Source organism: Pseudocitrobacter sp. CD920760 (genome assembly GCF_057782505.1).
Genome location: NZ_CM173490.1, coordinates 4,310,145 through 4,332,404, shown reverse-complemented (window position 1 = coordinate 4,332,404; position 22,260 = coordinate 4,310,145). Strand labels below are relative to the sequence as shown.

General features: G+C 55.0%; 21 protein-coding genes and 1 other RNA gene. 16 read left to right on the top strand and 6 right to left on the bottom strand.

Translation table 11 applies throughout. The features are described 5' to 3' along the window. Nucleotides 1-17 precede the first annotated feature (17 nt). The 5 genes from AC1MKH_RS20285 to AC1MKH_RS20265 all read left to right on the top strand — a co-directional run bounded on the left by AC1MKH_RS20285 (nucleotide 18) and on the right by AC1MKH_RS20265 (nucleotide 4,330). The gene (locus tag AC1MKH_RS20285; protein WP_276224191.1) at nucleotides 18-851 is read left to right on the top strand and encodes an oxamate carbamoyltransferase subunit AllH family protein; all 834 of its coding nucleotides are present in this window, start codon (nucleotides 18-20) and stop codon (nucleotides 849-851) included. Next, the gene (gene allS, locus AC1MKH_RS20280) at nucleotides 808-1,740 is read left to right on the top strand and encodes an HTH-type transcriptional activator AllS (RefSeq protein WP_276224193.1); all 933 of its coding nucleotides are present in this window, start codon (nucleotides 808-810) and stop codon (nucleotides 1,738-1,740) included. Before AC1MKH_RS20285 ends, allS begins: the two co-directional genes overlap by 44 nt. Before the next feature lie 123 nt (nucleotides 1,741-1,863). Continuing rightward, the gene (locus AC1MKH_RS20275; protein ID WP_015963106.1) at nucleotides 1,864-2,721 is read left to right on the top strand and encodes a small-conductance mechanosensitive channel MscS; all 858 of its coding nucleotides are present in this window, start codon (nucleotides 1,864-1,866) and stop codon (nucleotides 2,719-2,721) included. Nucleotides 2,722-2,856: 135 nt separating this feature from the next. Further along, nucleotides 2,857-3,492: an arginine exporter ArgO gene (gene argO, locus AC1MKH_RS20270; protein ID WP_276224195.1), complete on the top strand. Its 636-nt coding sequence runs from the start codon at nucleotides 2,857-2,859 to the stop codon at nucleotides 3,490-3,492. Nucleotides 3,493-3,583: 91 nt separating this feature from the next. Next, complete coding sequence (locus tag AC1MKH_RS20265) at nucleotides 3,584-4,330, top strand: oxidative stress defense protein (RefSeq protein WP_276224197.1); 747 nt, start codon at nucleotides 3,584-3,586, stop codon at nucleotides 4,328-4,330. 44 nt (nucleotides 4,331-4,374) lie between these two features. On the opposite strand, the gene argP is transcribed toward AC1MKH_RS20265, so the two are convergent. Continuing rightward, the gene (gene argP / locus AC1MKH_RS20260; protein WP_015963109.1) at nucleotides 4,375-5,268 is read right to left on the bottom strand and encodes a DNA-binding transcriptional regulator ArgP; all 894 of its coding nucleotides are present in this window, start codon (nucleotides 5,266-5,268) and stop codon (nucleotides 4,375-4,377) included. 148 nt (nucleotides 5,269-5,416) lie between these two features. Between argP and rpiA the strand changes: the two genes are divergently transcribed. From rpiA to AC1MKH_RS20245, 3 genes are all read left to right on the top strand, one after another. Next, a complete protein-coding gene (gene rpiA, locus AC1MKH_RS20255) occupies nucleotides 5,417-6,076 on the top strand; it encodes a ribose-5-phosphate isomerase RpiA (RefSeq protein WP_108475851.1) in 660 nt (219 codons plus the stop codon). Between the two features lie 262 nt (nucleotides 6,077-6,338). Beyond that, nucleotides 6,339-7,571: a phosphoglycerate dehydrogenase gene (gene serA / locus AC1MKH_RS20250; protein ID WP_276224201.1), complete on the top strand. Its 1,233-nt coding sequence runs from the start codon at nucleotides 6,339-6,341 to the stop codon at nucleotides 7,569-7,571. A 572-nt stretch (nucleotides 7,572-8,143) separates the two neighbouring features. After that, on the top strand, nucleotides 8,144-8,203 hold the full coding sequence (locus AC1MKH_RS20245) for a type I toxin-antitoxin system Ibs family toxin (protein WP_149463453.1): 60 nt from the start codon (nucleotides 8,144-8,146) through the stop codon (nucleotides 8,201-8,203). Nucleotides 8,204-8,303: 100 nt separating this feature from the next. On the opposite strand, the gene AC1MKH_RS20240 is transcribed toward AC1MKH_RS20245, so the two are convergent. The 3 genes from AC1MKH_RS20240 to zapA form a co-directional block, all read right to left on the bottom strand. After that, nucleotides 8,304-8,900: a 5-formyltetrahydrofolate cyclo-ligase gene (locus tag AC1MKH_RS20240; RefSeq protein WP_276224203.1), complete on the bottom strand. Its 597-nt coding sequence runs from the start codon at nucleotides 8,898-8,900 to the stop codon at nucleotides 8,304-8,306. Between the two features lie 22 nt (nucleotides 8,901-8,922). Further along, nucleotides 8,923-9,106: non-coding RNA, 6S RNA (gene ssrS, locus AC1MKH_RS20235), on the bottom strand. 41 nt (nucleotides 9,107-9,147) lie between these two features. Further along, complete coding sequence (gene zapA, locus AC1MKH_RS20230) at nucleotides 9,148-9,477, bottom strand: cell division protein ZapA (RefSeq protein WP_276224205.1); 330 nt, start codon at nucleotides 9,475-9,477, stop codon at nucleotides 9,148-9,150. A gap of 160 nt (nucleotides 9,478-9,637) precedes the next feature. On the opposite strand from zapA, the gene AC1MKH_RS20225 reads away from it, so the two are divergent. From AC1MKH_RS20225 to AC1MKH_RS20190, 8 genes are all read left to right on the top strand, one after another. Next, entirely contained in the window at nucleotides 9,638-10,216 is a 579-nt protein-coding gene (locus tag AC1MKH_RS20225; RefSeq protein WP_149463289.1) for a YecA/YgfB family protein, read from the top strand. A gap of 154 nt (nucleotides 10,217-10,370) precedes the next feature. Next, nucleotides 10,371-11,687 (top strand): Xaa-Pro aminopeptidase, encoded by a 1,317-nt coding sequence (gene pepP / locus AC1MKH_RS20220; RefSeq protein WP_276224208.1) that lies wholly within the window; start codon nucleotides 10,371-10,373, stop codon nucleotides 11,685-11,687. Beyond that, nucleotides 11,684-12,862: a 2-octaprenyl-6-methoxyphenyl hydroxylase gene (ubiH, locus tag AC1MKH_RS20215; RefSeq protein WP_276224210.1), complete on the top strand. Its 1,179-nt coding sequence runs from the start codon at nucleotides 11,684-11,686 to the stop codon at nucleotides 12,860-12,862. The genes pepP and ubiH overlap by 4 nt, the downstream gene beginning before the upstream one ends. Nucleotides 12,863-12,871: 9 nt before the next feature. Then, nucleotides 12,872-14,074: an FAD-dependent 2-octaprenylphenol hydroxylase gene (ubiI, locus tag AC1MKH_RS20210; RefSeq protein WP_276224211.1), complete on the top strand. Its 1,203-nt coding sequence runs from the start codon at nucleotides 12,872-12,874 to the stop codon at nucleotides 14,072-14,074. A gap of 408 nt (nucleotides 14,075-14,482) precedes the next feature. Further along, nucleotides 14,483-15,577, top strand: coding sequence for a glycine cleavage system aminomethyltransferase GcvT (gene gcvT / locus AC1MKH_RS20205; RefSeq protein WP_276224213.1), 1,095 nt, complete (start codon nucleotides 14,483-14,485; stop codon nucleotides 15,575-15,577). A gap of 26 nt (nucleotides 15,578-15,603) precedes the next feature. Beyond that, on the top strand, nucleotides 15,604-15,993 hold the full coding sequence (gene gcvH / locus AC1MKH_RS20200) for a glycine cleavage system protein GcvH (protein ID WP_108475859.1): 390 nt from the start codon (nucleotides 15,604-15,606) through the stop codon (nucleotides 15,991-15,993). Between the two features lie 125 nt (nucleotides 15,994-16,118). Next, a complete protein-coding gene (gene gcvP / locus AC1MKH_RS20195) occupies nucleotides 16,119-18,992 on the top strand; it encodes an aminomethyl-transferring glycine dehydrogenase (RefSeq protein ID WP_276224217.1) in 2,874 nt (957 codons plus the stop codon). A gap of 56 nt (nucleotides 18,993-19,048) precedes the next feature. Continuing rightward, nucleotides 19,049-19,792, top strand: coding sequence for an SDR family oxidoreductase (locus tag AC1MKH_RS20190; RefSeq protein WP_015963121.1), 744 nt, complete (start codon nucleotides 19,049-19,051; stop codon nucleotides 19,790-19,792). A gap of 185 nt (nucleotides 19,793-19,977) precedes the next feature. On the opposite strand, the gene bglA is transcribed toward AC1MKH_RS20190, so the two are convergent. Then, a complete protein-coding gene (bglA, locus tag AC1MKH_RS20185) occupies nucleotides 19,978-21,411 on the bottom strand; it encodes a 6-phospho-beta-glucosidase BglA (RefSeq protein ID WP_276224220.1) in 1,434 nt (477 codons plus the stop codon). 119 nt (nucleotides 21,412-21,530) lie between these two features. After that, complete coding sequence (locus AC1MKH_RS20180; RefSeq protein WP_276224228.1) at nucleotides 21,531-22,259, bottom strand: MurR/RpiR family transcriptional regulator; 729 nt, start codon at nucleotides 22,257-22,259, stop codon at nucleotides 21,531-21,533. Nucleotide 22,260 lies beyond the last annotated feature (1 nt).

Sequence of the window (22,260 nt, the reverse complement as noted above, 5' to 3'; positions counted from 1 at the left end):
GCCCCGGAGTGCTGCTGATGAAAATCATTAATGCTCAGGCGTGCGCCGGGTTGTCTCATTTACCCGATGGTGAATGGACGTTGCACAGCCGCTTCTCACAGGCAATTAACTACTGCCGCCCGGATGGCGAGCTGTTAACGCTTTTCCGCTTCGGCAAAGGTATGGGCCCGGCGGGCGTATTGCTCACGACCCGTCACTTTGCCGCCTGTTCTCACATTGCGCGACTTCTCAAGCAGGGCAATCTGCTTTGGGGATCGGATATTTTGATTCGCCCGCGTCGCGTGCTTTCGTTAACCCCGGAAGTTGCCGAACTCAGGCAGGATAACGTGCATGTCTCGCCTCATCTGAGTGGTTTGTGCGGCGCTCTGAATCAGCCACTGGCCGCAATGCCGATTTTTGATCGTTTTACGCAGGAACTGGAACACTGGCTAAAGGGTGAAACGCCGGACTGGTCATGGTTGATTGGCTGCGGCCCCGGCCTGACGCCAAGTGGTGACGATATGCTAATTGGGGCGCTTGCTATGCTGTATGCAACAGGTCACACCTCATCACCGCGTCCATTTTTACCCCCGGCGGATCAACTCGCGCTACTCACAACTTCGGTAAGCTGTCGTTATCTTAACAGCGCACGTCACGGCACATTCTCAACGCCAGTGTTAAGGTTGTTACGGCGCTGGCAATCCACGCGCAGCGCGCATTATGCGGTACAGCGTTTGCTGAACGTTGGTCACACGTCCGGCGCGGACACATTGTTAGGAATGGCGATGGCGCAACAGGGGTTGCGTCTGAGGGAATCAAGGAGAGTGCATGCTCGATCAGGAAACAATACGCACGTTTATTCGGGTTGCTGAAACGGAGAGTTTTTCTCGTGCAGCCAGCTCGCTGCATAAAACGCCGGCAGCGATCAGCTATCGCATTAAGACTCTGGAAGAGCAGGTCGGCACGCAACTCTTTTTACGCACCACCCGCTCCGTCAGCCTCACTCGCGCCGGGCAACATTTACTCGAACACTGCCGGCAGTGGCTCAACTGGCTGGATGCCATGCCGGATGAGCTACAGCAAATCAACGCGGGCGTTGAACGGCAGGTGAATATTGTTATCAATAACCTGCTCTACCAACCGCAAACCACGGCAGACCTGCTGACCTGGCTGCATCAACAGTTCCCTTTTACCCGCTTTCAGATTTCCCGCCAGGTCTACATGGGCGTGTGGGACTCACTGCTGTACGATGATTTTCAACTGGCGATTGGCGTCACCGGTTCGGAATCGCTTTCCAATAACATTTCATTGCTGCCGCTGGGTGATATCAGTTGGCAGTTTGTGGTGGCGGCTACTCATCCGCTTGCCAGTCATCCTGCTGAGCTGCTTTCGGATGATGTGCTGCGACGTTATCCCGCTATTAATATCGAAGATACCTCACGAACCCTGACGCGCCGCGTGGCGTGGCTACTAAGCGGCCAAAAAGAGATTAAGGTGCCCGATCTCAGCACCAAACTGGCTTGCCATTTAAGCGGCCTTGGCGTCGGTTTTCTACCGGAACGAATGTGTCGCCCCTATGTGGAATCGGGGGCGCTGGTGGCCCGCGAGGTCGCTCATCCACGCCAACCTTCACCGCTTTCTATTGCCTGGAAGAATGCCGGCAGCGGCAAGGTAGTGAGCGAAATTGCAGAAGTCTTTAAGCAGAGAAATGCGTTAGTGAGCGGCTTCCTGCGGATGGTCGATCGCCCTGCTGGAGTCTGAATTAACCACCATATATTCCCTGAATCATATTGAAAAATGGCATATTTGACGCTTTTTGTTTACCTTTAAATAGTCATTTTTCGTGAGAGCCAACTCACACTTTTTTATTTTCGGGGAGTTTGAATGGAAGATTTAAACGTAGTCGACAGCATTAATGGGGCGGGCACCTGGCTGGTGCGCAACCAGGCGCTGTTGCTCAGTTATGCCGTGAATATCGTCGCGGCCATCGCGATTATCATCGTCGGGATGATCATCGCGCGCCTGGTCTCTAACACCGTAAACCGTCTGATGCGCGCGCGTCACATTGACGCCACCGTGGCCGATTTCCTTTCTGCACTGGTTCGCTATGCGATTATTGCGTTTACGCTAATTGCCGCGCTGGGACGTGTAGGCGTTCAGACCGCATCGGTAATTGCGGTGCTGGGTGCCGCGGGTTTAGCCGTTGGTCTGGCGTTGCAAGGCTCACTTTCCAACCTGGCGGCGGGCGTGCTGCTGGTGATGTTCCGTCCGTTCCGTGCGGGTGAGTATGTTGATCTGGGCGGCGTAGCCGGTACCGTGCTCAATGTGCAGATTTTCTCCACCACCATGCGTACCGTCGACGGTAAAATTGTGGTGATCCCGAACGGAAAAATTATTGCCGGTAATATCATTAACTTCTCGCGTGAGCCGGTGCGCCGCAACGAATTTATCATTGGTGTGGCGTATGATTCCGATATCGATCAGGTGAAATCCATTCTCACCAATATCATTCAGTCCGATGAACGTATTCTGAAAGATCGCGAAATGACCGTGCGTCTGAATGAGCTGGGCGCATCGTCAATTAACTTTGTGGTGCGCGTCTGGAGTAACAGCGGCGACCTGCAAAACGTGTACTGGGATGTGCTGGAACGCGTTAAACGTGAATTTGATGCCGCCGGTATTAGCTTCCCGTATCCGCAAATGGACGTTAATTTCAAACGCGTGAAAGAAGACGCTGAATAACGTTCCCTGCCGATGGCGGAGCGTTGCTCCGCCATTATTAGTCTGTCTTATAAGCGATTAAAATTATCAATTTCCGCTAATGATTATCCCGCGCTATAGTCTGCCGTAAACAGACACTGCTCAGGATAAAAACTCGTGATATCTTACTATTTTCAAGGCCTTGCGCTTGGCGCTGCCATGATTCTTCCCCTTGGCCCACAGAATGCTTTTGTGATGAACCAGGGCATTCGTCGTCAGTACCACATCATGATTGCGCTGCTCTGCGCCGTTAGCGATCTGCTGCTGATTTGCGCCGGTATTTTTGGCGGCAGCGCGTTGCTGATGCAGTCGCCGTGGCTGTTGGCGTTCGTGACCTGGGGCGGCGTCGCCTTTTTGCTCTGGTATGGTTATGGCGCACTGAAAACTGCAATGAGTAGCAATCTGGAACTTGCCAGTGCCGAAGTGCTCAAGCAGGGGCGCTGGAAAATTGTCGCCACCATGCTGGCGGTGACCTGGCTGAATCCGCATGTTTATCTTGATACGTTTGTGGTGTTGGGGAGCCTTGGCGGACAGCTTGATGTGGAACCTAAGCGCTGGTTTGCACTCGGCACCGTCAGCGCCTCGTTCCTGTGGTTCTTTGGCCTGGCGCTGCTGGCCGCCTGGCTGGCGCCGCGTCTGCGCACCGCTAAAGCGCAGCGCATCATTAACACCCTGGTTGGTGTCGTAATGTGGTTTATCGCTTTCCAGCTGGCGAAAGAGGGCATCGGGCATGTTCACGCCTTGTTCAACTAAGCGTTGTCCGATGGACTTTCGCATCTGAAGCGCTAAGCTTGGATGCGAGTACCTGTATTTTCGGGTGATAACGTAACATGGAGAGACGACAGTGAAGTTTAAAGTGATGGCGCTGACAGCATTAATGGGTTTGAGCGCGATGTCGGTACAGGCGAATGAATTACCTAACGGCCCGCATATTGTCACCTCCGGTACGGCCAGCGTAGATGCGACCCCGGATCTTGCCACCCTGGCAATTGAAGTGAATATTGCTGCGAAAGATGCGGCGACGGCGAAGAAGCAGGCGGATCAGCGTGTGGCGCAGTACCTCTCCTTCCTTGAGCAGAATGGCGTAGCGAAGAAAGATATCAGCTCGGCCAACCTGCGTACTCAGCCTGATTATGACTATCAGAACGGCAAAAGCATTCTGAAAGGCTATCGCGCGGTGCGTACCGTCGAGGTAACCCTGCGTCAGCTGGATAAGCTTAATTCTCTGCTGGACGGCGCGTTGAAAGCTGGCCTGAACGAAATCCGCTCTGTATCGCTGGGCGTGGCTCAGCCGGATGCCTATAAAGATAAAGCGCGTAAAGCGGCGATTGATGATGCGATTCATCAGGCTAAAGAACTGGCAGCAGGCTTTAACAGCAAGCTGGGACCGGTGTATAGCGTGCGTTATCACGTGTCAAACTATCAGCCGAGCCCGATGGTTCGCATGATGAAAGCGGATGCCGCGCCGGTATCAGCGGAAGAGACTTACGAACAGCCAACCATTCAGTTTGGCGACCAGGTAGACGTGGTGTTTGAGCTGCAACCGACTCAGGCGCAGTCTCAGTCAGCGGCGCCCGCGAAAGCGCAGTAATCGTTGATATGTCGGATGGCGTTGCGCCATCCGACGTTTTACCCTCAATCCTGTCTCAATACCCGACGCCCGTAGGCCAGCAGCGCATCCGTCACATTGCGCATCATGCGGCTTTCCGGCGCGAAGCGGTGCCAGTACAGCATCCGACGCTGGAACAGACCTGGTGTCAGGTCAATCAGCTCACCCGAAGCCAATTCTTTCTCAATCTGCAAATGCGGGATCATGCAGCAGGTCGTTCCCTGACGCGCCAGCTGAACGAAGGCTTCTGATGAATTCACGATATGACACGGCACGCTGCCCGGCGGCAAATCAAAGTTTTGCTGCAGGAAGGCCTGATGCATATCGTCGAGATGGTCAAACGCCACGGCAGGCGCTTTCAGCAGCGCTGAACGCGTCACGCCATTCGGGAAGTAGCGCTCGGCAAACGCTTTTGAACCCACAAACAGATAGTCCAGCGCGCCTAACTGATCAACCAGGCAGCTTGGTAGCGCCTGCGGTTGGATACTCACCGCGCCAACCACTTCACCGCGACGCAATCGTTCTTGTGTGCGCGTTTCATCTTCAACCTGTAAATTCAAACGGATAGGTGAGTTAACCAGCACATCGGCAAGCGCTGGCAGCAGCCAGGTAGCCAGACTGTCGGCGTTGACCGCCAGCGACAGCAGCAGCGGCGTTGAACCCGTTTGCTCATCGCCCAGCCACTCGTCTTCCAGCAGTTCAACCTGACGCAGCAGCGCCAGCAGCTTTTGCCCTTGCTCTGTCGGGCGCGGTGGAACGGTTCGCACCAGCAACGGTTGCCCGAACATATTTTCCAGTTGTTTAATTCTCTGCGATACGGCTGATTGGGTGATACAAAGCTTTTGCGCTGCGCGCTCAAAGCCGCGTTCCCGAATAACCGCATCCAGCGCCTGTAATGTTCTGTAGTCAGGACGTTTCATTGCGTTGAGGGGCTCCTCTAAAATCGTTATCTCGCACTATGACATAAATTGCAGGCAGATACAGACGAAATTGGTGCCTGGCGCAATGCGACAACCCGCGCATATGTTCTATAATGCGGCAAATATCATTACAGCACGGGCAATAATCATGACGCAGGATGAACTGAAAAAAGCAGTAGGCTGGGCGGCGCTTCAATATGTACAACCGGGCACCATCGTCGGTGTGGGCACGGGCTCTACCGCCGCACACTTTATCGATGCGCTGGGCACCATGAAAGGGCAGATTGAAGGCGCGGTATCCAGCTCTGATGCTTCCACCGAGAAACTGAAAAGCCTGGGGATCACCGTTTTTGACCTCAACGAAGTTGACCGTCTGGGTATCTACGTTGACGGTGCGGATGAAATCAACGGCCACATGCAGATGATCAAAGGTGGCGGTGCGGCGTTGACGCGTGAAAAGATTATTGCCTCCGTTGCGGACAAATTTATCTGCATCGCAGATGCCTCTAAGCAGGTTGATATTCTTGGCAATTTCCCGCTGCCGGTTGAAGTTATCCCGATGGCGCGCAGCTGCGTGGCACGCCAACTGGTGAAGCTGGGTGGTCGCCCGGAATACCGTCAGGGCGTCGTAACCGACAACGGCAACGTGATTCTGGACGTACATGGCCTGGAAATTCTTGATGCCATCGCGCTGGAAAACGCCATCAACGCCATTCCTGGCGTGGTGACCGTAGGATTATTCGCCAACCGTGGTGCTGACGTGGCACTCATTGGTACGGCTGATGGTGTGAAAACCATCACGAAATGATCTGACTGGGGGAAGCTCAATTCCCCCAAAATTTTTTACCCGCCTGATTTTGGTGACTTGTGTCACATTTTATAAAACCACTTCATTAACATCCCATCTAATTTCTTATGTGTAGCATTTTATGCTGACATTTTGCCCTGCGTGAAATTTCCGCGTGACGTGCACGCAAACGTTTAGATTGCCGCGATAGTTTTTTTTGATATGTTGCTTAGGTGAACTTTCGTTCATCACAACATCAGTAAAACAAAGACAGGGCGGGGAAATGGCTAAGGTATCACTGGAAAAAGAGAAGATTAAATTTCTGCTGGTAGAAGGCGTACATCAGAAGGCTGTGGACAGCCTTCGTGCAGCAGGTTACACCAACATCGAGTTTCACAAAGGCGCGCTGGACAGCGAGCAACTGAAAGAGTCTATCCGTGATGCCCATTTCATTGGCCTGCGCTCCCGTACGCATCTGACCGAAGAAATTTTTGAGGCGGCGGAAAAACTGGTGGCGGTAGGCTGCTTCTGCATCGGCACCAACCAGGTTGACCTGAAAGCGGCGGCAAAACGCGGCGTACCGGTCTTTAACGCACCGTTCTCGAACACCCGTTCCGTGGCCGAGTTGGTGATTGGCGAACTGCTGCTGCTACTGCGCGGCGTGCCGGAAGCAAACGCCAAAGCACACCGCGGCGTGTGGAATAAACTGGCCGTGGGCTCTTTTGAAGCGCGCGGCAAAAAACTGGGCATTATCGGCTACGGTCATATCGGCACACAGCTGGGCATTCTGGCGGAATCGTTGGGGATGCACGTCTTCTTCTACGACATCGAAAACAAACTGCCGCTGGGCAACGCGACGCAGGTTCAACATCTCTCCGACCTGCTGAATATGAGCGATGTGGTCAGCCTGCACGTGCCGGAAAACGCCTCCACCAAAAACATGATGGGCGTGGAAGAACTGGCATTGATGAAGCCGGGCTCGCTGTTGATTAACGCCTCTCGCGGCACCGTTGTGGATATTCCGGCGCTGTGCGATGCGCTGGCGAGCAAACACCTGGCGGGTGCGGCGATCGACGTCTTCCCGACTGAACCGGCAACTAACAGCGATCCGTTTAACTCGCCGCTGTGCGAGTTTGATAACGTGATCCTGACGCCGCATATTGGTGGTTCAACGCAGGAAGCGCAGGAAAATATCGGCCTTGAAGTGGCGGGTAAACTGGCTAAGTATTCTGATAACGGCTCAACTCTTTCTGCGGTGAATTTCCCGGAAGTCTCGTTGCCGATTCACGGTGGCCGCCGCCTGCTGCACATCCATGAAAACCGTCCTGGTGTGTTAACCGCCATCAACCAGATCTTCGCTGAGCAGGGCGTCAACATTGCCGCACAGTACCTGCAAACCACGCCGCAGATGGGCTATGTGGTCATCGATATTGAAGCAGAAGAAGACGTGGCGCAGAAAGCGCTGCAAAGCATGAAAGCGATTCCGGGCACGGTTCGCGCACGCATGCTGTTCTGATTACCCTTCTCTAACGGGCGGGCCGCTGGCCTGCCCGTTCTTTCCCGCTCATCCTCTGCTGTTTTCTATTCTGAAACGTATGTAATCACCCTTTGCGAAGCGAGTCGTAATAGGCAACTAAAGCCGCGCGACGGCGATTTTGCGCGCGTAAGAAAGATTAGGATAGGGGCAGCATGATGCTAAAACGGGAAAGCCCCTACCGAAGCAGGGGCTCTGATAAGGAAAGGGACGATGATGAGCTACGTCATCATGCTGCTGATTCTGTTAATAATCGCTTTCCCGGCATATTAACAAAGACGCAGGAGGGAGGTTCGCCTCCCTCACCCTTTACCGAGGAATTTAGGTCAAAAAAACGGCGGTGTCAATCGGTGGAAATCTGTGCCGTAAGACGTCGTCACTTCACTTTTGAAGCCTTCTGAAACGTATGTAAATCACTTTGCGAAGCGAGTCGTAAAAGGCAACTAAAGCCGCGCGACGGCGTCTTTGCGTGCGTAAGAAAGATTAGGATAGGGGCAGCATGATGCTAAAACGTGAAAGCCCCTACCGAAGCAGGGGCTCAAAGGAGAAAGGTTATGATGAAGTTAGTCATCATCCTGGTTATTCTGTTGATGATAAGCACGCCAGCTTTCTAAACAGTGTTCCAGAGGGAGGAGCAATCCTCCCTTACCCTTACTCACTAAATTAGGTCAAAGAATCAGCAAAGTCAATCGGGGCGGAGTGGGAAACTTCGCCCTACCACACCCAGGTTTTCGACGGCGTCACCACCGCTGGCAACGGGATATCCCACTCTTCAACCGGCAATCGTTCCACCAACTGACAATCGTGCGCGTAGCCTACCGGGCTGATGCCATGCTGTTGCCAGTTTTGCAGGGTGCGATCGTAAAACCCGCCGCCCATCCCCAGCCGTTGCCCCTTTTCGTCAAAAGCCACCAGCGGCGTAATCAGCACATCCAGTTTACTCAGAGGCAGAACATCGCGGACATCAAGTTTGGGTTCGTGGATTTTTAGACGGTTTACCACCAGTTCGCTGTGTGGGTGATAGTGCAGAAACAGCAGGTTTCCAGGGCTGAAGGGATGAAGCACTGGCAGATAAACGCGTTTCCCCGCTCGCCAGAGTTGTTCTATTAGCGGTTGAGTGTCGAGCTCGCCATCAAAGGAAAGAAAGAGTGCGACCGTGCGCGCCATCACCATGGGCGGATACGCCATCATGCGGGTTGCGGCCTGTTCGCCAAAGTCGATTTGCTGCTGTTCTGTTAGCTCGCGACGCCGTTGCCGAATCATCCTGCGGATGTCTTGTCGGGAAAGGGCGAGTTCAGGAAGTTGTGTCATAGGGGTTGGTAGTAAAAGAAGGGGAATCTCCGAGATGCCGCCGCAGGCTGTAACCCTTGAACCCTTGGTTCAAGGTGAATGTGTCGTCACAGTTTTAAGGCTTCTCGGACGGGCCGAGCATGCTCACCAACCATGGAGCGCCACATTCTTGTGGTATGAAATATCGGCTCAGGGGACTGGCCCGCTTGCGAACATCTCAGAGAAATTTTGTCTTCACAGTCACTCTACCACAGTAAACTGCAAAGTGTTATTCAAAGTTTTGCCCTGACTTTTCGGAGGCGCGACCCTGGTCAAGCAATGCTTGTTCAATGGTCTGCTGAAGCATCCGAATGCGCTGCTCCATACTGGAAGCGTAGTCGCGCGTCTTGGACTTTTCCTGAGTTAATTCATAGCTGATGTTCAACGCGGCGATGAAGACCAGCTGCTCAGTATTTGTGACTCTAGTGCGTTCTTTCAGATCTTGCAACCGCTGATTCAGATCGTCCGCAGCCTGATTCAAAGCATCCCTTTGTTCAGGCGGGCAATTCACGCGAAGCGAACGGCCAAAAATGTGAATATCGACGGGTTCTGCAGACATGCCACCTTCCTGCTGATTGACTGCGCGGCCTTCACACCCAGGATGCGAAGGGGCGACACTATAGCTACCCTGGTATGAACATACAAGCCCTTTTCTGGTATCACCAGGGTCCAAAGTGGTAGCATACCATGAATATTCCTCCCAACGATGATGAATGCGCATGTCTATACAGAACGAAATGCCTGGTTACACCGACGTGAACCAGTTACTGAACCAACAAGGGGTAGGCCTGACGCCTGCGGAAATGCATGGCCTCATCAGCGGGATGCTCTGTGGCGGAAACAGCGACAGCTCATGGCAGCCGCTGCTTCACGACCTCACCAACGAAGGGCTTGCCTTCGGCCACGAGCTGGCTGAAGCGCTGCGTACCATGCATGCGGTGACCAGCGATTCGCTGGAAGACGACGGTTTTCTTTTTCAGCTTTATCTGCCTGAAGGCGACGATGTCAGCGTGTTTGAACGCGCCGATGCGCTCTCTGGCTGGGTGAATCACTACCTGCTCGGGCTGGGCGTGTCTCAGCCGAAGCTGGATAAAGTGAAAGGCGAAACCGGGGAAGCGATTGACGATCTGCGCAATATCGCGCAGCTGGGCTACGACGAAGACGAAGACCAGGAAGAGCTGGAGATGTCGCTGGAAGAGATCATCGAGTACGTGCGCGTTGCGGCGCTGCTGTGCCACGATACCTTCACGCGCCCGCAGCCGACGGCGCCGGAAGTGCAAAAGCCAACGTTACACTAAATATTCAGGGTTGCGGGTCAATGTGCGTTTTGCCGGCTTTGCCCGATGGCGCTGCGCTTATCGGGCCTACAAAGTGATGTCGTCGAACGTAGGTCGGATAAGGCGTAGCCGCCATCCGACAAACCGTCCGCATTTTACGTATTAAGGAGATGTCATGACACAGCAAGAGTTTCTCCGTCGCCGTCAGACACTGCTGGCGCAAATGCAGCCAGGCAGCGCGGCGCTGATTTTTGCCGCGCCGGAAGTGACCCGTAGCGCGGATTCCGAGTATCCCTATCGCCAGAGCAGCGATTTCTGGTACTTTACGGGCTTTAACGAGCCGGAAGCCTTGCTGGTGCTGATTAAAAGCGATGACACTCACAACCACAGCGTGCTGTTTAACCGTGTTCGCGACCTGACGGCGGAGATCTGGTTTGGTCGCCGCCTGGGTCAGGATGCGGCCCCGGAAAAGCTGGGCGTTGACCGCGCGCTGGCCTTCAGTGAAATCAACCAACAGCTGTTCCAGTTGCTTAACGGTCTGGACACGATTTATCACGCGCAGGGTGAATACGTCTGGGCCGATGAAATTGTCTTCACCGCGATGGACAAACTGCGCAAAGGTTCGCGCCAGAATCTGGTGGCCCCGTCCACAGTGATTGACTGGCGTCCGCTGGTGCACGAAATGCGTCTGTTCAAATCGGAAGAAGAGATTGCCGTGATGCGCCGCGCTGGCGAAATCAGCGCGCTGGCGCATACGCGCGCGATGGAAAAATGCCAGCCGGGGATGTTTGAGTACCAGCTCGAAGGGGAAATTCTGCACGAGTTTACCCGCCACGGCGCGCGCTATCCGTCTTACAACACGATTGTTGGCGGCGGCGAAAACGGCTGCATTCTGCACTACACCGAAAACGAATCCGAACTGCGCGATGGCGAACTGGTGCTGATTGACGCCGGTTGCGAATACAAAGGCTACGCCGGTGATATCACCCGTACCTTCCCGGTGAACGGCAAGTTTACCCCGGCGCAGCGCGCTATTTACGACATCGTGCTGGAATCGCTGGAAACCTCGCTCAAACTCTATCGTCCAGGCACCTCTATACAGGAAGTGACCGGCGAAGTGGTGCGCATCATGATTACCGGACTGCGCGATCTGGGTATTCTGCACGGTGAGATCGATGAACTTATCGCGGAAAACGCCCATCGCCCGTATTTCATGCACGGCCTGAGCCACTGGCTGGGGCTGGATGTGCATGACGTCGGCGTTTATGGTGTGGACCGCTCGCGCGTACTGGAACCGGGCATGGTGTTAACCGTGGAGCCTGGCCTGTATATCGCGCCAGATGCGGACGTTCCGGCGGAGTATCGCGGCATTGGTATTCGTATCGAAGATGACATTCTGATAACCGCAGACGGTAATGAAAACCTGACCGCCTCGGTGGTCAAACGCGCGGACGATATTGAAGCGCTGATGGCGGCGGCGCGTCGCTCATGAGCCTGATTATTGTCGGTGGTGGGATGACCGGCGCGACGCTTGCGCTGGCGGTGTCGCAGATGACCGGCGGGCGCTTGCCCGTGCATCTGATTGAAGCGGCGGAAGTCGATTCTTTGCAACATCCGGGTTTTGATGCCAGGGCGATTGCGCTGGCGGCGGGCACCTGTCAGCAACTGGCGAAAGTTGGTATCTGGCAGGCGATATCGAACTGTGCGACGGCAATTCATACCGTTCATGTGAGCGATCGCGGCCATGCCGGGTTTGTCACGCTGGAAGCAGAAGATTATCGCCTGCCAGCGCTGGGTAACGTGGTCGAACTGCATGATGTCGGGCAACGCCTTTTCGCGCTGCTGCGTAAAGCGCCTGGCGTGACGCTGCATTGCCCGGCGCGCGTTTCCCGCGTCAATCGCACTCAGGATGCCGTGAGCGTCACGCTTGAAAGTGGCGAAACGATCAACGGGCAGATGTTGGTGGCAGCCGACGGTTCCCGCTCAGCGCTGGGTGAACAGTGCGGCATTAGCTGGCAACAAGAGCCGTATCAACAGCTTGCCGTTATCGCCAACGTCACTACCGCTGTGCCGCATCAGGGGCGCGCATTTGAACGCTTCACCGCGAATGGCCCGCTGGCGATGCTGCCGATGTCACAAGGTCGCTGCTCGCTGGTATGGTGCCATGCGCTGGAAAATCGTGATGAGGTGATGGGCTGGTCGGACGAACGTTTCTGCAATGAACTTCAGCAGGCGTTTGGCTGGCGCTTAGGACGCATTACACAGGCTGGCGCACGTAATGCGTATCCGTTGTCTCTCACCACGGCCACTCGGGCGGTATCACACCGTCTGGCGCTGGTCGGTAATGCGGCGCAGACGCTGCATCCGATTGCCGGGCAGGGATTTAACCTTGGCCTGCGCGACGTCATGTCGCTGGCGGAACTGCTGGCGCAGGCGCATGACGCGGGTCAGGATATCGGCAGCTATGGGCTGCTGTGTCGTTATCAACGTCAGCGCGCGGACGATAAAGCCGCCACTATCGGTGTGACCGATGGTTTAGTGCATCTGTTTGCCAATCGTTGGGCCCCGCTGGTTGTTGGGCGCAATGTCGGTTTAATGGCGATGGAATTATTTACCCCGGCACGCGATGTGCTGGCGCAGCGTACGCTGGGCTGGGTAGCCCGTTAAGGAGTCAATGTGCAGAGTGTAGATGTCGCTATCGTTGGCGGTGGAATGGTGGGCCTGGCGGTTGCCTGTGGTTTACAGGGCAGCGGGCTGCGCGTCGCGGTGCTGGAACAGGCATTGCCCCAGCCGCTGGCTGCGGATGCGCCTCCGGCGTTGCGTGTGTCGGCTATCAATGCGGGTAGCGAAAAATTACTCAACAAGCTGGATGTATGGTCCGCAATTCTTGCCCACCGCGCCAGCCGCTATCACGGCATGGAAGTGTGGGATAAAGACAGCTTCGGGCGCATCGCCTTTGATGATAAAAGCCTGGGCTACGGTCATCTCGGCCATATCGTTGAGAACGCGGTGATCCACAACGCGCTGTGGGAAAAAGCGCAGCGTTGTCAGGATATTACCTTAATGGCTCCCGCTGAACTTCAGCAGGTTGCCTGGGGGGAGAACGACGCATTTCTGACGCTGAAAGATGGCGCGATGCTGACGGCGCGTCTGGTGGTGGGTGCCGATGGCGCAAACTCCTGGCTGCGTAATAAAGCGGATATCCCGTTAACCTTCTGGGATTATAAACATCACGCGCTGGTGGCAACCATTCGCACCGAGGAACCGCATGATGCCATCGCCCGTCAGGCATTCCATGGCGAAGGTATTCTGGCCTTCCTGCCGCTTTCCGACCCACATCTTTGCTCGATAGTCTGGTCGCTGTCGCCGCAGGAAGCTGAACGGATGCAGAAGGCCGATGAGCCTACTTTTACCAAAGCGCTCAATATCGCTTTCGACAATCGCCTCGGTTTGTGTACGCTTGAAAGCGAGCGTCAGGTTTATCCGCTGACCGGGCGTTACGCGCGTCAGTTCGCCGCGCACCGTCTGGCGTTAGTTGGCGATGCGGCGCATACCATTCATCCGCTGGCGGGGCAGGGCGTTAACCTGGGCTTTATGGATGCGGCGGAACTGATTGATGAAGTTCGTCGTCTGCACGCGCAGGGTAAAGATATCGGTCAGCATTTCTATCTGCGCCGCTATGAGCGCAGCCGTAAACACAGCGCCGCGATGATGCTTGCCGGCATGCAGGGGTTCCGCGAACTCTTCGCGGGCGAGAACCCGGCGAAAAAACTGCTGCGCGATATTGGCCTGAAACTGGCGGATACCTTGCCTGGGGTTAAACCGCAATTGATTCGTCAGGCCATGGGGCTGAATGACCTCCCGGAGTGGCTTCGTTAACTGCGTCACACTTCTTCTCCCGGCGCTCTGCCGGGAGATCCTTCCTCTCGTTTGAAATATTCTAATTTCACGCCTTTTTTCGCATTAGTTTTTCTAATTCAGCGTTTTTGAGATAACGAAAAACACGCCTCGTTTTCCGCACTAAATATGGTTTTATGCTAAATGCTTGCGCATGAATGTTAATTATATGTGGTGCTATTCGCATTTTTATAGCGAATAACTCTGTAAGCTTTTTGGCTGATTTTGACCATAAGCTAATCTGATGACCCGTCTTTGCTTATGGTTTACTGCCGATTTCGGTGGTAAGTTCAGGCAAAAGAGAACGTTTGCGTCGGGGCCTGTTCGCGGTGTCGACGCCGGGTTTTTGTAATGGAAAGTGGTTGGCTTTGCTTACTCAACGAGGACAAGATGGCACAACAAACGCCTTTGTATGATCAACACGTGCAGTGCGGCGCGCGAATGGTGGATTTCCACGGCTGGATGATGCCGCTGCATTACGGCTCGCAAATTGATGAGCACCATGCGGTGCGCACCGACGCCGGGATGTTTGATGTGTCGCACATGACCATCGTCGACCTGCACGGCAGCCGCACCCGCGAGTTTCTGCGCTATCTGCTGGCAAACGACGTTGCCAAACTGACGAAACCCGGCAAAGCGCTTTATAGCGGCATGCTAAATGCCTCGGGCGGCGTGATTGACGACCTTATTGTCTACTACCTCACCGAAGATTATTTCCGCCTCGTCGTAAACTCCGCCACCCGCGAAAAAGACCTCTCCTGGATCACCCAACACGCTGAACCTTTCGCCATTGAAATCACCGTTCGTGATGACCTGTCGCTGATTGCGGTACAGGGGCCAAATGCCAAAGCAAAAGCCGAAACCCTGTTTAGCGATGAACAGCGTAAAGCCGTTGAGGGCATGAAGCCGTTCTTTGGCGTACAGACGGGCGATCTGTTTGTGGCCACCACCGGCTATACCGGTGAAGCAGGATACGAAATTGCGATGCCGCGCGAGAAAGCTGCCGATTTTTGGCGCGCGCTGGTTGAAGCGGGTGTAAAACCGTGTGGTCTGGGCGCACGCGATACGCTGCGTCTGGAAGCCGGGATGAATTTATACGGCCAGGAGATGGATGAAGGTATCTCTCCGCTGGCGGCCAACATGGGCTGGACCATTGCCTGGGAACCCGCCGACCGCGACTTTATCGGTCGTGAAGCGCTGGAGATGCAGCGTGAAAAAGGCACCGAGCAACTGGTTGGCCTGGTGATGACCGAAAAAGGCGTGCTGCGCGGCGAACTGCCGGTGCGTTTCACCGACGCTCACGGCAACGCGCTGGAAGGCGTGATCACCAGCGGGACATTCTCCCCGACGCTTGGTCACAGTATTGCGCTGGCACGCGTGCCAGAAGGCATTGGCGAGACGGCCATCGTGCAGATTCGTAACCGTGAAATGCCGGTAAAAGTCACCAAACCTGTTTTTGTGCGCAACGGCAAAGCCGTCGCGTAATTCCCCCCTTTTCTGGAGATTTTTTGATGAGCAACGTACCTGCAGAACTGAAATACAGCAAAGAACACGAATGGCTGCGTAAAGAAGCCGATGGCTCTTACACCGTGGGCATCACCGAACACGCACAGGAATTACTGGGCGATATGGTGTTTGTTGACCTGCCTGACGTCGGCGCGACCGTTGCCGCGGGCGATGACTGCGCAGTGGCGGAATCCGTAAAAGCGGCGTCCGACATCTACGCGCCAATCAGCGGTGAAATCGTCGCGGTTAATGATGAACTGAGCGACTCGCCGGAGCTGGTCAACAGCGAACCGTATGCGGGCGGCTGGATCTTCAAAATCAAAGCCAGCGACGAAGCGGAAGTTGCCGCGCTGCTGGATGCGACGGCCTACGCAGCACTGTTAGAAGACGAGTAACCGTTTTTCTCCCTCTCCCTCAGGGAGAGGGCCGGGGTGAGGGTGCCAATGTGTCCCTTACCCTATCCCTCTCTCCAGGGGAGAGGGCATTCTAAAATCACCGCACGTTTCAGGAACCATCGCTCATGACACAGACTTTAAGCCAGCTTGAAAACCGTGATGCTTTTATCGAACGTCACATCGGGCCGGACGCTCAGCAACAGCAGGAGATGCTGAAAACGGTTGGCGCGGATTCATTAACTGCACTGATTTCCCAAATCGTGCCGAAAGATATCCAGCTTGCCACCCCGCCGCAGGTGGGCGACGCGACGACAGAATTCGCCGCACTGGCGGAGCTGAAAGCGATTGCCGGACGCAACAAGCGCTTTAAGTCTTACATTGGCATGGGCTATACCGGCGTTCAGCTGCCGCCGGTTATCCAGCGCAACATGCTGGAAAACCCTGGCTGGTACACCGCGTACACCCCTTATCAGCCGGAAGTTTCGCAGGGCCGCCTTGAGTCGCTGCTGAACTTCCAGCAGGTCACGCTGGATCTGACCGGCCTGGATATCGCCTCCGCCTCTCTGTTGGATGAAGCGACTGCCGCCGCCGAAGCGATGGCGATGGCAAAACGCGTCAGCAAACTGAAAAATGCCAACCGTTTCTTCGTGGCTGCCGATGTCCATCCGCAGACGCTGGATGTGGTACGTACACGCGCAGAAACGTTCGGTTTTGACGTGATTGTTGATGATGCCAGTAAAGCGCTGGATCACCAGGATGTCTTCGGTGTGCTGTTGCAGCAAGTGGGCACCACCGGCGAAGTTCACGATTACACGTCGCTGATGGCTGAACTGAAATCCCGCAAAGTCGTAGTAAGCGTTGCCGCTGATTTTATGGCGCTGGTGCTGTTAACCGCACCGGGTAAGCAGGGCGCAGACATTGTTTTCGGCTCAGCTCAACGCTTCGGCGTACCGATGGGCTACGGTGGCCCGCACGCGGCGTTCTTTGCCGCGAAAGACGAATTTAAACGCTCCATGCCGGGCCGTATTATCGGCGTATCGAAAGATGCGGCGGGCAATACCGCGCTGCGCATGGCGATGCAGACCCGCGAGCAGCATATCCGCCGCGAGAAAGCGAACTCCAACATTTGTACTTCTCAGGTTCTGCTGGCGAACATTGCCAGCCTGTATGCCGTCTTCCACGGCCCGGTTGGTCTGAAACGTATCGCTAATCGTATTCATCGCCTGACCGATATCCTGGCGACCGGTCTGCAGCAGAAAGGGCAGAAACTGCGCTTTACACACTTCTTCGACACCCTGTGTGTAGAGGTGGCGGACAAAGCCAGCGTGCTGGCGCGTGCCGAAGCGGCAGAAATCAACCTGCGCAGCGACATCCACAACGCGGTGGGCATTACGCTTGATGAAACCACCACTCGTGATGATGTGCTGAAGCTGTTTAGCGTGATCCTCGGTGATAATCACGGGCTGAATATCGACACGCTGGATAAAGACGTGGCGCTGGATAGCCGTTCGATCCCGGCGGCGATGCTGCGCGATGACGCGATCCTGACCCATCCGGTGTTTAACCGCTACCACAGCGAAACCGAGATGATGCGCTATATGCACTCGCTGGAGCGTAAAGATCTGGCGCTGAATCAGGCGATGATCCCGCTGGGTTCCTGCACCATGAAACTGAACGCGGCAGCGGAAATGATCCCGATCACCTGGCCTGAATTTGCCGAACTGCACCCGTTCTGCCCGGCAGAGCAGGCGGAAGGGTATCATCAGATGATCGGCCAGCTTTCGGACTGGCTGGTGAAACTGACCGGTTACGATGCGGTTTGCATGCAGCCGAACTCCGGCGCGCAGGGCGAATACGCGGGCCTGCTGGCTATTCGCCACTATCATGAAAGCCGCAATGAAGGGCATCGCGATGTGTGTCTGATCCCGGCATCCGCGCACGGTACTAACCCGGCTTCCGCACAGATGGCGGGAATGCAGGTTGTCGTGGTTGCCTGTGATAAACAGGGCAACATCGACCTGGCCGATCTGCGCGCGAAAGCCGAGCAGCACGGCGAGAGCCTCTCCTGCATCATGGTGACCTACCCGTCCACGCATGGCGTGTATGAAGAGACGATCCGCGAAGTGTGTGAAATCGTGCATCAGTTCGGCGGCCAGGTTTACCTTGATGGCGCGAACATGAACGCGCAGGTAGGGATTACCTCGCCGGGCTTTATCGGCGCGGATGTCTCGCACCTTAACCTGCACAAAACCTTCTGCATTCCGCACGGCGGCGGCGGACCGGGTATGGGGCCGATTGGCGTGAAAGCGCATCTGGCGCCGTTCGTTCCGGGCCACAGCGTGGTGCAGATTGAAGGCATGCTGACCCGTCAGGGCGCGGTCTCTGCCGCTCCGTTCGGTAGCGCCTCTATTCTGCCGATTAGCTGGATGTACATCCGCATGATGGGCGCAGAAGGGCTGAAGCAGGCAAGCCAGGTGGCAATCCTGAATGCTAACTACATTGCCAGCCGTCTGAAAGACGCTTTCCCGGTGCTGTATACCGGTCGCGAAGGACATGTAGCGCACGAATGTATTCTTGATATTCGTCCGCTGAAAGAAGAAACCGGCATCAGCGAACTGGATATCGCTAAGCGTCTGATCGACTACGGTTTCCATGCGCCGACCATGTCCTTCCCGGTTGCGGGTACGCTGATGGTTGAACCGACGGAATCGGAAAGCAAAGTGGAGCTGGACCGCTTTATCGATGCGATGCTGGCTATCCGTGCGGAAATCGACCGTGTCAAAGCAGGCGAGTGGACGCTGGAAGATAACCCGCTGGTGAACGCTCCGCACACCCAGAACGAGCTGGTCTCTGAGTGGAATCACGGTTACAGCCGCGAAGTGGCGGTCTTCCCGGCAGGCGTGGAGAACAAATACTGGCCGACCGTGAAACGTCTGGATGACGTCTATGGTGACCGCAATCTGTTCTGCTCCTGCGTGCCGATGAGCGAATACCAGTAACTTATTCGGCTATGCTTTTAAGGGCGCTTCGGCGCCCTTTTTTATGGGAGACCGTCATGGGAATTGCACTGGTAACCGGCGCGAGCCGGGGAATTGGCAGGGCTACTGCGCTGCAGCTGGCGCAGGAAGGGTATAGCGTTGCCGTCAACTATCGGCATAACGTGCAGGCGGCAGCCGACGTGGTGCGCGAGATAACCGAAGCCGGTGGTGAGGCTTTCGCCCTGCGTGCTGACATCAGCGATGAATCGCAGGTAGTGGCGATGTTTGAGGCCATAGACAAGCACAATCAGCCGCTGGTGGCGCTGGTGAACAACGCGGGCATTCTGTTTCAACAAAGCCGCGTGGAAGCGTTAACGGCAGATCGCATTAACCGCGTGCTGGCGACCAACGTGACGGGATTTTTCCTCTGCTGTCGTGAAGCGGTTAAACGGATGGCGCATCAGCATGGCGGCGTGGGCGGGGCGATCGTGAACGTCTCTTCTGCGGCGGCGCGTTTGGGGGCGCCGGGCGAGTATGTGGACTATGCGGCGTCGAAAGGGGCGGTGGATACCTTAACCACCGGGCTGGCACTGGAAGTCGCGGCGCAGGGGATTCGGGTAAACGGCGTGAGGCCAGGGTTTATCTACACCGAAATGCACGCAGATGGCGGCGAACCGGGGCGGGTTGACCGGGTGAAATCGGTGTTGCCGATGCAGCGTGGTGGTCAGCCGGAAGAGGTCGCGCAGGCGATTGTCTGGCTGTTAAGCGATAAAGCGTCGTATGTGACAGGGAGTTTTCTCGAGCTGGCGGGCGGGAAGTAGTTTGTTGTCGGGTGGCGGCTGCGCCTTACCCGACCTACAACGTGCGGGCGGGAAGTGAGGTTTTTTGTTTCCCCTCACCCTAACCCTCTCCCACAGGGAGAGGGAACCGATCGAGCGTGGTCTAAAGAACTGCGCGGGTTTTTACCCTCTCCCTGTGGGAGAGGGCAGGGTGAGGGGGACCGTTTTTAAAGCGTCTCGCCGTTGCTGGCAATCACCGCTTTGTACCACTCAAAACTTTTCTTGCGTGAGCGCGACATGTCGCCCGTGCCGTTGTCGTGCTTGTTGACGTAAATAAAGCCGTAGCGCTTGCTGTACTGGCCGGTGGTGAACGACACACAGTCGATGCAGCCCCATGGCGTGTAGCCCATTAAATCTACGCCATCGTAGGTCACCGCTTTCATCATCTCTTCCACGTGCGCGCGCAGGTAGTCGATGCGATAGTCATCGTTGATGCTGCCGTCTTCTTCCACTTTGTCATACGCGCCGAAGCCGTTTTCGACAATAAACAGCGGTTTCTGGTAACGCTCATACAGCTCACACAGTGAGTAGCGCAGGCCCACCGGGTCAATCTGCCAGCCCCAGTCGGAGGCCTTCACGTGCGGGTTTGGCACGCTGCCTTCGAAGCCGGAAATGGCATCGCCGCTGCCGCCTTCGGCTTTAACCGCGTTGGTCATGTAGTAGCTGAAACCGAGATAGTCGCAGGTGCCTTCGCGCAGAATGGCGTCGTCGCCCTCTTCCATTTTGATGGTAAAGCCTCGGCGTTCCCACTCGTTCAGCACATATGACGGGTAGTAGCCGCGCAACTGAACGTCGGTAAAGACATAACGTTCACGCATTGATTCCTGAGCAAACATCACGTCTTCCGGTTTGCAGGAGAACGGATAGAGCGCCACCATCGCCAGCATGCAGCCGACTTTCATTTCCGGGTTGATGCGACGCGCCGCTTTCACCGCCAGCGCGCTGGCAACGAACTGGTGATGCAGCACCTGATACATGGTTTCTTCCGGGTTTTCATGCTCGGTGTAGACCACGCCGGAACAGCAGTAACCGAACAGCGGCGCGCGCCAGTTACGCTGGTTGTTGATTTCGTTGAAGGTCATCCAGTATTTGACCTTGTGCTTGTAGCGCTCGAAAACAACCTCAGAGAAACGCACAAAGAAATCAACCACTTTGCGGTTGGTCCAGCCGCCGTATTCCTGCACCAGGTGCAGCGGCATCTCGAAGTGGGAGAGGGTGATAACCGGTTCGATGTTGTATTTCAGCAGCTCATCGAACATGTCGTCGTAGAATTTTAAGCCTTCTTCATTCGGCTGCGTTTCGTCGCCTTTCGGGAAGATTCGCGTCCAGGCGATAGAGGTACGGAAGCATTTGAAGCCCATCTCAGCAAACAGTTTGATGTCTTCTTTGTAATGGCTGTGAAAGTCGATGGCTTCGTGGTTTGGGTAGTATTTCCCGGGAACCACTTCCTGAGTGATTTCGCGCGGTACGCCGTGTGCGCCGCCGGTCAGTACGTCGCAAATGCTCGGGCCTTTGCCGCCTTTATTCCAGCCGCCTTCAACCTGATGCGCTGCGACCGCGCCGCCCCATAAAAAATCTTTCGGTAAGGTCAGTTTTTTCATTGTTGCTATACTCACTCGTTAATGCAATTAAAGTGAGTCTAACAAAGGGTATAGAAAAGTCACGATATAACAAATGTTACGCCGTGTTATATGTTACATCGAAAAAACACCCTGTATTTTTATGCTAATTTCTTCGCCAGTTTACGTCCCAGAGATTCCAGAATATAAACGACCGGGATCTGCGTCGTAATATCATAAACGCCACCAATGCGCGTTTGTGGGAAATGCCAGGAGAGGTTAAAGTCAGCGAGTTTAGCCAGACGGGAATGTTCGTGGCTGGTTATTGACATCACTTTGCAGCGATGCAGACTGAACTGGCTGGCAAAGCGCAGGATCTCCTCTGTTTCCCCGGAAACGGATAACACAATTGCCAGGGCGTTTTTGGCCATATCGTTGGTTACCGGAAAATACGGATCATCAATGTGATTACTGAATTTACCGATATTCGAGAAAAAGCGTGCGCCATATTTTGCCAGCGAGCCCGAAGTGCCCGCGCCAACGAAAATAATACGTTCCGAAGATAATATTATATCGACGGCATCATCAAGTAATTTATCAAACTCGTCATTATTGACGCTTTTAAAAAAGCCAATAATTTCACTGGCGCCAAAATTAGCCTGTTGCGGCTCGTTTTGTTCCAGATACAATTTAAAACGTACACGAAATTCAGAGTAGCCGTCGCAGTTGAGCTTGCGACAGAAACGCATCACCGTGGTGGTAGAAACGCCTACCGCGTCCGCCAGTTCGCGAATGGTCATGTACATCATTTTGTCGCGGTTTTTGATAACGTAGTGATAGACCATCATCTCAAGATTATTGAGGCTGGCAACGGCGGTGTGGGTAAACATG